Raw genomic sequence first — 11,720 nt, 5'->3', positions numbered from 1 at the left:
GTGCATAGTCGTACAGCCAGCTCAGCGAGCCCGCGTTGGTCACCGGCGTCCAGAAGTTGAACCCGTGCGGCACGGCGGTCGCCGGGAAGTTGTTGCCGCGCGAGAAACCGCCGCTGGAGTGGGTGCCGCGGGTGGTGACGGCGTAGTCCGACAGATGCGCCTTCGGCTTCTCAGGGGCCCTGACCTTCAGGGACACATCGTCCACCCAGCCACGGAACTTCGCCGGGCCCGCGGGGGAGTCGTACGCCACCAGGATCCGGTCGACGGTCTTGCCCGCCGCGACCGAACCGATCCGCGAGACGACGTTGTTCCACTGGTTGACGTACAGCACCTTCGCGGCGCCCTGCCCTCGCGGCGACAGCGCGAAGCCGTGCTGGTCGGTGGCGCCCAGGTCGCTCAGGTGGGTGCCGTCGGTGAAGGCCAGGTCCACCGAGACGTTGGTGGCGTCGTAGTCGCGGTCGCCGTCCGCCATCGACGGGAAGATGCGGTACGAGAGTTCGGTGTCGCGGCCGACGACCACGTCGACGTCGAAGACCTTGTTGTACGAGTACGCCCGCCCGTCCGCGGTGTGCCGGCCGGCGTAGCGCAGCGCCCGCTTGCCGGTGAAGCCCGCGCCCGCCTTCGCGGTGGGCGAGCCGCTCGGGCCGCGGTCGACCAGCGAGAGCATGTCCTGCGGTACGGGGCCGTCATCGCCGCCCGTGGAGAACTGCACGTCCGCGAGCTGGAGGATGTCGCCGCCGTGGTTCCTGGTGACATCGAGCCGGTAGTGCCGGTACTCGGCGGTGGCGGTCTCGGCGATGTCGTACGTCTTGGTCTGGAAGCGTTCCGAGAAGGACTCGCCGGTGCGGGTGTCGAGGGTCTTCCAGTCCTTGCCGTCGGTGGAGCCCTGCAGGGTCCAGTCCGCGGGGTCGCGTTCGTCGTGGTCGTTGGCCGAAGTGAGCGCGTATCTAGTGATTTTGGCCGCTTTGTCCAGGTCGAACTCGACCCAGCCGGTGGGCTCGAACGTCAGCCACTTGGTGCTCGGCTCCGTGTCGACGAGGTTCTCCTTCACCTCGCCGGCGCCGGAGTTCTCGCCGCTCGCCCGTACGTCGGTGACATGGTCGGTCACATTGCCCGGAATGCCGCTGCTGTACCCGCCGTCGACGCCCGCGGCGCGCTTGCTGCCGTCCGGCGCGGTGTCGACGGTGTTGAGCCAGTCCGGGGCCGGCTCCCCGGCCTCGAACGAGGACGCGAACTCCCGGTCGGCGGTGGGTGCTTCCGGCAGCGCGACTGCCACACCCTGTGAGCCCACGGCCAAAGCGAAGGCGGTCGCCGTCACGACCACCGGACCCCATCTGTGCCGAACTCTGTGCTGCATGAGCGAGCACCCTCCCTGCATCACGCTGGACAACGTTGTCAGCTTCGTGCGCAAGGTCCAGTAGTGGCTCAAGTGGTCAGTGCTGTCAAGGGTGTTGACTGTGGCATTCGGGCTCGATGTCGCGGATTTTTCCGGCAAGGAGCACACAGGCAGCTCATATTTCCGCGAGGTCTCAACTCGGAAAAGCCGACGGCCAACCTTGCATTCGATCTTGCCCCGTTGGCGGGAAGTGGACTATACCTGTCGGCGATTCAAGGATCCGCACTTCCTGCACGAACCTGTTTGACCCCACCGCGGTGCCGGGGAGGATCCGGTTCACCGCCTGAGTCCTGGAGAAGGCGAGGACTTGAGCATGGGATCCACTTCCGCCGAGAACACCGAGAACACCGAGAACACCGAGAACACCGAGAACGCCCGGAACGCCCAGAACGCCGACAACAACGGTTCCGAAGGGGTCGGCCGCCGCGCACTGATCAAGCGGTCCGCCGCGCTCGGCCTGGTCTCCGTCCCTGCGATGAGCTTCCTGTCCGCGTGTGCCAGCGGCGGTGGGGGCGAGGACACGGGCGAGGACACCAAGGGCAAGACGTCCAAGGACAATCCCTTCGGAGTGAAGAAGGGCAGCAAGCTCGACGTCGTCATCTTCAAGGGCGGTTACGGCGACGACTACGCCAAGGCCTGGGAGGCCGCCTTCCAGAAGAAGTGGGGGGTCACTTCCACCCACACCGGCACCCAGGAGATCACCGGCAAGCTCCAGCCCCGCTTCAACGCGGGCAACCCGCCGGACATCGTCGACAACTCGGGCGCTCAGAAGATCAAGATCGACGTCCTCCACAAGAACGGCCAGCTCCTCGACCTCGCCGAGGTCCTCGACGCCCCGTCGGTCGACGATCCGGACAAGAAGGTCCGCGACACCGTCATCCCCGGCACCCTCGACCCGGGCCTTCAGGAGGGCAAGGTCGTCGCCCTCAACTACATCTACACGGTGTGGGGCCTGTGGTACTCCGGCAAGCTCTTCCAGGACAAGGGCTGGGAGGAGCCCCAGACCTGGGACGACTTCCTCGCCATCTGCAAGGACGCCAAGTCCCAGGGCATCGGCGGACTCGCTCACCAGGGCAAGTACCCGTACTACATCAACGTCGCCATCATGGACCTGATCGCCAAGAAGGGCGGCCTGGACGCCATGAAGGCGATCGACAACCTCGACCCCAAGGCGTTCGTCGGCTCCGACGCGGCACAGGCCGCCGTCGAGGCGGTCTACGAGGTCGTCGAGAAGGGCTACTTGATGCCCGGCACCAACGGCCTGACCCACACCGAGTCGCAGACCCGGTGGAACCAGTACAAGGCCGCGTTCATCACCAGCGGTTCCTGGCTGGAGAACGAGCAGCTGAAGCAGACGCCGTCCGACTTCGACATGAAGTTCCTGCCGATGCCGCTGCTGCCGGACAGCGTGATGCCGTTCGAGGCGATCCGGGCCGGCTCCGGTGAGCCGTTCATCATCCCGGCCAAGGCGAAGAACCTGCCGGCGGCCAAGGAGTTCATGCGGCTGATGCTCTCCCGGGAGTGGTCCACGCTGTTCGCCAAGGAGGCGAACTCGCTGACGATCCTTCAGGACGGTGTCGACCCCGGTGTCCAGTTGCGGCCGGGAACGCAGTCCACCGTCGAGGCGTCGAAGGCGGCCGGGGACAACACCTTCCGGTACCTGTACACCGAGTGGTACAGCGAGATGGACACGGCGATTCAGAACGCGTCCAACGAACTGATGGCGAAGCGGATTCAGCCGAAGGAGTGGTTGAAGCGGGCGCAGGCTGCGGTGGACAAGGCTGCTGAGGATCCGGCGTCGAAGAAGAACCGTCGGGAGTAGGTCGCGTGCGCGCCGTAGGGGGTGCGGTGGATTTGCGGGTGCGAGCCGGTGGTGGCTTGTCGCGCAGTTCCCCGCGCCCCTGAGGGCGTCTGGCTCAACGTCGGGGACATCCTCAGGGCAGGAAACACCAATGCGCAAAGGGCAGTACCGGTTCGTCGCGGGGTTTCTTCTCATTCCCGTGGCGCTTTATCTGATCTTCGTGATCTGGCCGTACATCCAGACGTTCGGGTATTCACTGACCGACTGGAAGGGACAGTCGCAGACCTTCAGCTTTGTCGGACTGGACAACTACACGGCGTTGTTCCAGGACGACATCTTCATGGACGCCATCTGGCACAACATCCTGTTCCTGGTGTTCATCCCGGTGATCACCATTCTGCTCGCCCTGTTCTTCGCCTTCATGCTGAACGCGGGCGGGCGCAGCCGGGCCGGTGGGGTCACGGGGGTCGCCGGGTCCGGGTTCTACAAGGTCGTGTACTTCTTCCCGCAGGTACTGTCGCTGGCGATCCTCGCGGTGCTGTTCGGTGCCGTGTACCGCAGCGACAGCGGCGGCATGCTCAACGGCTTCCTGGTGAAGCTGGGGCTGGTCGACGCGAACAACCCGGTGGAGTGGCTGAACGAGCCGGACTTCGTGCTGTGGGCGCTGATCCTCGTCGTGGTCTGGCACGGCGTCGGCTTCTATCTGGTGCTGTTCTCCGCCGCGATGCAGTCCGTCCCGCGGGACATCTACGAGGCCGCCTTGATCGACGGCGCCGGCCGCGCCCAGTCCTTCTTCCGCATCACACTGCCGTTGCTGTGGGACTCCGTGCAGACCGCGTGGGTCTACCTCGGTATCGCGGCGATGGACATGTTCATCCTGGTGTCCACCATGACCTCGGGCGAGTTCGGCGGCGGACCGGACCACGCCAGTGAGGTCATGTCGACGGTGATGATGCGCAACTTCCTCTACTACGGGAAGAGCGGCTACGCCTGCGCCATGGGCGTGGTCATGCTCCTCCTCACCCTGATCCTGTCCGTGGTCATGCTGCGCGCCACCCGCCGCGAGCGCGTCGAGTTCTGAGCGGGAGAAACGACGATGAGCGCACCCATCAAGGAGACCCCGGCCATCCCTGACCAGCGGTCCGTGGACAAGCGTCCGGCGCGGGCCGGCGAGCGGCGTGGCGAGGGCGTCGTCCTGAACGCCTTCTCGCACGGCTTCCTCGCCGTGTGGGCCCTGTTGATCGTCCTGCCGCTGCTGTGGCTGGTGCTCAGCTCCTTCAAGACCGACGCCCAGATCGCGGGCTCGGCCTTCGGCTGGCCGGAGAACTGGTCCTTCGACGTGTTCACGCGCGCGTGGGAGAAGGGCATCGGGGACTACTTCCTCAACACGGTCATCGTGCTCGCCTTCTCGGTGCCGCTGACCATGCTGTTCGGCTCCATGGCCGCGTACGTGCTGGCTCGCTACGAGTTCTGGGGCAACCGCCTGCTGTACTACTTCTTCGTCGCGGGCGCCATGTTCCCCGTGTTCCTGGCCCTCGTCCCGCTGTTCTTCATGGTGAAGCGGCTGGACATGCTGAACACCTACCAGGGTCTGATCCTGGTGTACGTCGCCTACTCGATGCCGTTCACGGTGTTTTTCATGCACGCCTTCTTCCGGACCCTGCCCACGGCGGTGTTCGAGGCGTCGATCCTGGACGGGGCCTCGCACACCCGGACCTTCTTCCAGGTCATGCTGCCGATGGCCAAGCCCGGCCTGATCAGCGTGGGGATCTTCAACACGCTCGGTCAGTGGAACCAGTTCATCCTGCCGACGGTTCTCATGCAGCCGCAGAGCGGTGACGATCCCGAGCGCTATGTCCTCACCCAGGGTCTGATCCAGCTCCAGCAGCAGCAGGGATACGCCACCGACCTGCCCGTGCTGTTCGCAGGCGTGACGATCGCGATGATCCCGATGCTGGTGGTCTATCTGTCCTTCCAGCGTCAGGTGCAGGCGGGTCTGACCTCGGCGACCCTGAAGTAGCGTTCCGTAACCGGTTGCACGCACGCCGCTTCCGCACCGGGAAGCGGTGTGCGTGTTGTGTGCCCGATCCCGGAAACTGTTCAACCTCTTGACGGGAGGCACCCCGTGCGGCTCAGCTTAGAGTTCACTAGTTGGACATAGACGGGGCCTCATCGAGGCGGTCCCGTGCGCAGGAGGTCGTCGTGGAGACTCCGGGGTCGCAGTCGTCGCTGCACCGAGCCAACCTGGAGCGGGTCGTACGAGCCGTGCGGCTGGCGGGATCCCTCACCCAGGCGGAGATCGCAAGGACGACCGGACTGTCCGCGGCGACGGTCTCCAACATCGTCCGGGAGCTCAAGGACGGTGGAACGGTCGAGGTCACGCCCACCTCGGCGGGTGGCCGGCGGGCCCGCAGCGTCTCGCTCAGCGGTGACGCCGGGATCGTCATCGGGGTGGACTTCGGGCACACGCATTTGCGCGTCGCGGTCGGGAACCTCGCCCACCAGGTGCTGGCCGAGGAGTCCGAGCCGCTGGACGTGGACGCCTCCGCGGCGCAGGGCTTCGACCGGGCGGAAGTGCTGGTCGACCGGCTGATCGCGGCGACCGGAGTGGACCGGGCCAAGATCGCCGGCGTGGGCCTCGGCGTCCCCGGCCCGATCGACGTGGAGTCCGGGACGCTGGGCTCGACCGCCATCCTGCCCGGCTGGACCGGGGCCCGGCCCGCCGAGGAGCTGCGAGGGCGGCTCGGCGTACCCGTGCACGTGGACAACGACGCCAACCTGGGCGCCCTGGGCGAGCTGGTCTGGGGCAGCGGCAAGGGCGTGCGGGACCTGGCGTACATCAAGGTGGCCAGCGGTGTCGGCGCGGGCTTGGTGATCGACGGGAAGATCTACCGGGGGCCCGGCGGCACAGCAGGCGAAATCGGGCATATCACACTCGATGAATCCGGTCCGGTCTGCCGCTGCGGAAACCGGGGCTGTCTGGAGACCTTCGCGGCCGCGCGCTATGTGCTCCCGCTCCTCCAGCCCAGTCACGGCAGCGACCTGACCATGGAGGGCGTCGTACGGCTGGCGCGGGACGGCGACCCGGGCTGCCGTCGGGTGATCGCCGACGTCGGCCGTCACATCGGCAGCGGAGTTGCCAATCTCTGCAACCTGCTGAACCCGAGCCGCGTGGTGCTGGGCGGCGATCTCGCCGAGGCCGGTGAACTGGTGCTGGGGCCGATCAGGGAGTCCGTCGGCCGCTACGCCATCCCGAGCGCGGCGCGTCAGCTCTCCGTTCTTCCGGGGGCACTTGGGGGCCGTGCGGAGGTGCTCGGAGCGCTCGCTCTCGCACTCAGCGAGATGGGTGATTCGACCCTTTTGGACGGAAGTGCGGCCGGTGTGCTGAGAGCTGCGGCACCCGCCTTCACTTAGAGAACGGATGGCACCGTTGCCAACCCGTTAAGGATTTACTTCTTGACGTCGCACGTGTGGCCGAGTTGACTTCCAGCCACCTCGGCCGCAACGACGCTGCCTCGTCAGGGAGGTTATGAAGTGAACACGCGTATGCGTCGTGCCGCAGTCGCCATTGCCGCGGGTGCGATGGCCGTCTCTCTCGCCGCCTGTGGCAGCGCTGAGGAAGCGGGCGGCGGCGACAACGACGCCACCGGCTCCGCCGCCAAGGGCGACGACATCAAGGTCGGCCTCCTCCTTCCGGAGAACCAGACCGCGCGCTACGAGAAGTTCGACCGGCCGCTGATCGAGCAGAAGATCAAGGAGCTGACGAACAACAAGGCGGAGATCCAGTACAACAACGCCAAGCAGGACGCCAACCTGCAGGCGCAGCAGGTCGACACCATGATCACCAACAAGGTGGACGTGCTGATCCTGGACGCGGTGGACGCCAAGGCCATCAAGAACTCCGTGCAGAAGGCCGTCGACGCCGGCATCGAGGTCGTCGCCTACGACCGCCTGGCCGAGGGCCCGATCAGCGCCTACACCTCGTTCGACAACGTCCAGGTCGGCAAGACCCAGGGCGAGGCCCTCCTGGAGGCGCTCGGCGACAAGGCCAAGGACGGCCAGATCGTCATGATGAACGGCTCCGTCACCGACCCGAACGCCGCCCAGTTCAAGGAGGGTGCGCACTCCGTCCTCGACGGCAAGGTGAAGGTCGGCAAGGAGTACGACACCAAGGAGTGGAAGCCGGAGAACGCCAACTCCAACATGGAGTCCGCGATCTCGGCGCTCGGCAAGAACAAGATCGTCGGCGTCTACTCCGCCAACGACGGCATGGCCGGCGGCATCATCACCGCCCTGAAGTCGGCCGGCATCGACGTCCCGGTCACCGGCCAGGACGCCGAACTCGCCGCCGTCCAGCGCATCGTCACCGGTGACCAGTACATGAGCGTCTACAAGCCGTACGCCCCCGAGGCCGAGGCCGCCGCCGAGATGGCCGTCGCGCTCGCCAAGGGCGAGTCCCTGGACTCCATCGCCAAGGACAAGGTCTCCAGCGGCAGCGCCAAGGATGTTCCGTCGGTTCTGGTCCCGGTCACCTCGCTGACCCAGGACAACATCAACGACACCGTCATCAAGGACGGCGTCTACACGGTCGACGAGATCTGCACCGGCAAGTACAAGTCGGCCTGCGCCAAGATCGGCCTGAAGTAAGCAGCCGCAAGTCCCTTTGAAAGTACGGGAATCACCCAGGAACTCGTCCTTGGATTCCCGTACGGGCCTGCAGTTCTCCAGGCTCCTCCGGCGCCCCGCGTACATACAGCCCCGCAAGCTCGTGCGGGGCGCCGGACGGAACATCCCCCAGTCTTCTGCACAACCTCCCGCCGGGTCAGGCGGCGAAGGAGATGGTTCACGTGTCCGCTACGCCCGTGCTGGCGTTGCGCGGGGTCTCCAAGCGGTTCGGTGCCGTTCAGGCGCTCACCGACGTAGAGCTTGAGGTCCACGCCGGTGAAGTGGTCGCCCTGGTGGGCGACAACGGCGCCGGAAAGTCCACGCTGGTCAAGACGATCGCCGGCGTGCACCCCATCGATGAGGGCGTCATCGAATGGGAAGGCAAGTCCGTTTCGATCAACAGGCCGCACGACGCCCAGGCCCTGGGCATCGCGACGGTCTACCAGGACCTCGCGCTGTGCGACAACATCGACGTCGTCGGCAACCTGTTCCTCGGCCGTGAGCTGCGGAAGTGGGGTGTCCTCGACGAGGTCGAGATGGAGCGCCGCTCCCAGGAACTGCTCAAGACGCTGTCGATCCGCATCCCCAGCGTCCGCATCCCGATCGCCTCGCTCTCCGGCGGTCAGCGCCAGACCGTGGCCATCGCCCGCTCCATGCTCGGCGAGCCCAAGCTGGTCATCCTCGACGAGCCCACCGCGGCCCTCGGCGTCGAGCAGACCGCCCAGGTCCTCGACCTGGTCGAGCGGCTGCGCGAGCGCGGCCACGCCGTGATCCTGATCAGCCACAACATGGCCGATGTGAAGGCCGTCGCCGACAAGGTGGCGGTGCTGCGCCTGGGCCGCAACAACGGCGTCTTCGAGGTCAAGACGACCTCGCAGGAGGAGATCATCTCCGCCATCACCGGCGCCACCGACAACGCCGTGACCCGCCGTGCGGCGCGCACGACCGGGGAGGTTTCCCAGTGAGCATCGACAAGACCTCCACGTCCCCGCAGGACGAGACCGTCGTCGAGAATCCCGAGGCCGCCGCGGCCGCGGTGACCGCCGTCGACCCGCGGCTCCTGGTGCGCGAGCAGGGCCTCGCCGGCTACCTCGGTGAGTTCAAGCGCAAGATGAAGGCGGGCGAGCTGGGCTCCCTGCCCGTCATCGTCGGCCTGGTCGTCATCTGCGTCGTCTTCCAGTCCCTCAACTCGGCGTTCCTGTCCGCGCAGAACATCAGCGACATCACCGTCACGATGGTCGGCACGGGCATGATCTCCGTCGGCATCGTCTTCGTGCTGCTGCTCGGCGAGATCGACCTGTCCGTCGGCTCGGTCAGCGGCGCATCCAGCGCCATCGCGGCCGTGATGGCGGTCAACCAGGGCTGGCCCGAGTGGCTGGCGGTGCTGTTCGCCGTCGGCGCGGGTGTCGTCATCGGCGCGGCGCACGGCTTCTTCTTCGCGGTCCTCGGCGCTCCGGCGTTCGCGGTCACCCTGGCCGGTCTGCTCTTCTGGCTGGGCTTCATGCTCCAGACTCTGGGCGAGAACGGCACGATCAACCTCGACAGCGACGGCTTCATCGGCCAGCTGACGACGTACTTCTTCACGGACATCGCCGCCGCGTACGGTCTGGCGGCCGTGGTGACCGCGGTCTTCTTCATCACCTCGTTCCTCGGCAACCGGCGCCGTGAGGCGGCGGGTGTCCCGTCGCGGCCGCTGAGCGACACGCTGCTGCGGACGGGGCTGCTGGCGGTGGTCTCCTTCGCCGCGGCGTTCATGTACAACCAGTACAAGGGCCTGCCGCTGGCCACGGTGATCTTCCTGGTGTTCCTCGTCGGCACGGACTTCGTGCTGCGGAGGACGTCGTACGGGCGCAAGGTGTTCGCGCTCGGTGGCAGCGTCGAGGCGTCGCGTCGTGCGGGTATCAACGTCACCGCGGTGCGGATCTCCGTCTTCGCGATCTCCGGTGGGTTCGCGGCGATCGGTGGTCTGTTCCTGGCGTCGAAGATCGCGTCGGCCAACCAGAGTGCGGGTACGGGTGACCTGCTGATGAACGCGATCGCCGCGGCCGTGATTGGTGGCACCAGCCTCTTCGGTGGGCGGGGCCGCACCTGGAACGCTCTTCTCGGTGTGCTGGTGATTGTGTCGATCCAGTACGGGCTTCAGCTGGAGTCCATCGCCGAGCCGGTGAAGTACATGATCACCGCTGGTGTTCTGCTGACGACCGTGGTCATCGACTCGATCACGCGTAAGACGCAGAAGACTGCTGGTCGCGCATAGCGCGGAGCGCCGTAGGGGCGTGGGTGAACTGGCGGGTGCCGGTCCGTTGGGGCCGGTCGCGCAGTCCCCGCGCCCCTTTGCGGTGTTGTACTACGCGGTGTTGTCGGGTAGAGCCGATTGCGTGATGTACGACCCCCGGGCCGGGAACCTTCCGCCTGAGCGGAACATTAGACTCGTCAGGCCCGGCAACAGCTCGAACAGCTCTACTGCAAGGAGGCACGGGTGCCGCTGCTGACCCGCATCAGGGGACCGCGTGATCTGGACCGGCTCAGCCTGGAGGAGCTGGACCAGCTGGCGGAGGAGATCCGGACCTTCCTCGTCGACGCCGTCTCCAAGACCGGCGGCCACCTCGGCCCCAACCTCGGTGTGGTCGAGCTGACCATCGCCCTGCACCGCGTGTTCGACTCGCCCAAGGACAAGGTGCTGTGGGACACCGGCCACCAGGCGTACGTCCACAAGCTGCTCACCGGCCGGCGGGACTTCGGCAAGCTGCGCAGCAAGGGCGGTCTGTCCGGCTACCCGTCGCGCGCCGAGTCCGCCCATGACGTCATCGAGAACAGCCACGCCTCCACGGTCCTGGGCTGGGCCGACGGCCTCGCCAAAGCCAACCAGCTGCGCAAACGCGACGACCACGTCGTCGCCGTGATCGGTGACGGCGCCCTCACCGGCGGTATGGCCTGGGAGGCCCTGAACAACATCGCCGACGGGGACCGCCCGCTGGTCATCGTCGTCAACGACAACGAGCGGTCGTACGCCCCGACGATCGGCGGCCTCGCCAACCACCTCGCCACGCTGCGTACGACGGACGGCTACGAGCGTTTCCTGGCCCGCACGAAGGAGGTGCTGGAACGGACGCCCGTCGTCGGCCGGCCGCTCTACGACACCCTGCACGGCGCCAAGAAGGGCCTGAAGGACTTCATCGCCCCGCAGGGCATGTTCGAGGACCTCGGTCTGAAGTACGTCGGCCCGATCGACGGGCACGACATCGAGGCGCTGGAATCGGCGCTGGGCCGGGCCAAGCGGTTCGGCGGGCCGGTCATCGTGCACTGCCTCACCGAGAAGGGCCGCGGCTACAAGCCCGCCGAGCAGGACGAGGCCGACCGCTTCCACGGCATCGGCCCGATCCACCCCGACACCGGGCTGCCCATCAAGGCCTCCGCCGCCAGCTGGACCTCCGTCTTCGGCGACGAGATGGTCAGGCTGGGCCGGGAGCGGGACGACATCGTCGCCATCACGGCCGCCATGCTCCAGCCGGTCGGCCTGAAGAAGTTCGCCGACGCCTTCCCCGACCGGATCTACGACGTCGGCATCGCCGAGCAGCACGCCGCCGTCTCCGCGGCCGGCCTCGCCACCGGCGGACTGCACCCCGTCTTCGCGGTGTACGCCACCTTCCTCAACCGCGCCTTCGACCAGGTCCTCATGGATGTCGCCCTGCACAAGTGCGGTGTGACGTTCGTGCTCGACCGGGCCGGTGTCACCGGCGACGACGGCGCCTCCCACAACGGGATGTGGGACATGTCGATGCTCCAGGTCGTGCCCGGCCTGCGCATCGCCGCGCCGCGCGACGCCGAGCAGCTGCGCACCCAGTTGCGTGAGGCCGT

At 66.9% G+C, this 11,720-nt stretch carries 9 protein-coding genes; 8 read left to right on the top strand and 1 reads right to left on the bottom strand.

Annotation, left to right across the window (positions count from 1 at the left end):
* Nucleotides 1-1,357 (bottom strand): discoidin domain-containing protein (locus ACTWQJ_RS34575; RefSeq protein ID WP_443310417.1); only part of this gene is annotated, 1,357 nt, incomplete at its 3' end.
* 352 nt (nt 1,358-1,709) lie between these two features.
* On the opposite strand from ACTWQJ_RS34575, the gene ngcE reads away from it, so the two are divergent.
* The 8 genes from ngcE to dxs all read left to right on the top strand — a co-directional run.
* Nucleotides 1,710-3,218, top strand: a complete 1,509-nt coding sequence (gene ngcE, locus ACTWQJ_RS34570; RefSeq protein ID WP_443310416.1) for an N-acetylglucosamine/diacetylchitobiose ABC transporter substrate-binding protein — start codon at nt 1,710-1,712, stop codon at nt 3,216-3,218.
* 130 nt (nt 3,219-3,348) lie between these two features.
* Nucleotides 3,349-4,278: a carbohydrate ABC transporter permease gene (locus ACTWQJ_RS34565; RefSeq protein WP_443310415.1), complete on the top strand. Its 930-nt coding sequence runs from the start codon at nt 3,349-3,351 to the stop codon at nt 4,276-4,278.
* A gap of 15 nt (nt 4,279-4,293) precedes the next feature.
* Nucleotides 4,294-5,217 (top strand): carbohydrate ABC transporter permease, encoded by a 924-nt coding sequence (locus ACTWQJ_RS34560; protein ID WP_443310414.1) that lies wholly within the window; start codon nt 4,294-4,296, stop codon nt 5,215-5,217.
* A gap of 182 nt (nt 5,218-5,399) precedes the next feature.
* Nucleotides 5,400-6,611, top strand: a complete 1,212-nt coding sequence (locus ACTWQJ_RS34555) for an ROK family transcriptional regulator (RefSeq protein WP_443310413.1) — start codon at nt 5,400-5,402, stop codon at nt 6,609-6,611.
* A 132-nt stretch (nt 6,612-6,743) separates the two neighbouring features.
* Nucleotides 6,744-7,844: a sugar ABC transporter substrate-binding protein gene (locus tag ACTWQJ_RS34550; RefSeq protein WP_443310418.1), complete on the top strand. Its 1,101-nt coding sequence runs from the start codon at nt 6,744-6,746 to the stop codon at nt 7,842-7,844.
* 191 nt (nt 7,845-8,035) lie between these two features.
* Nucleotides 8,036-8,827 (top strand): ATP-binding cassette domain-containing protein, encoded by a 792-nt coding sequence (locus ACTWQJ_RS34545; RefSeq protein WP_224733961.1) that lies wholly within the window; start codon nt 8,036-8,038, stop codon nt 8,825-8,827.
* Nucleotides 8,824-10,119, top strand: coding sequence for a sugar ABC transporter permease (locus ACTWQJ_RS34540; RefSeq protein ID WP_443310412.1), 1,296 nt, complete (start codon nt 8,824-8,826; stop codon nt 10,117-10,119). The genes ACTWQJ_RS34545 and ACTWQJ_RS34540 overlap by 4 nt, the downstream gene beginning before the upstream one ends.
* A 222-nt stretch (nt 10,120-10,341) precedes the next feature.
* The coding region (gene dxs / locus ACTWQJ_RS34535; protein ID WP_443310411.1) for a 1-deoxy-D-xylulose-5-phosphate synthase at nt 10,342-11,720 on the top strand (1,379 nt) is incomplete at its 3' end.

This window comes from Streptomyces sp. KR55, assembly GCF_052245645.1.
In the GTDB taxonomy this organism is placed as follows: domain Bacteria; phylum Actinomycetota; class Actinomycetes; order Streptomycetales; family Streptomycetaceae; genus Streptomyces; species Streptomyces flavusporus.
This window is presented reverse-complemented; position numbering and strand designations above follow the sequence as displayed.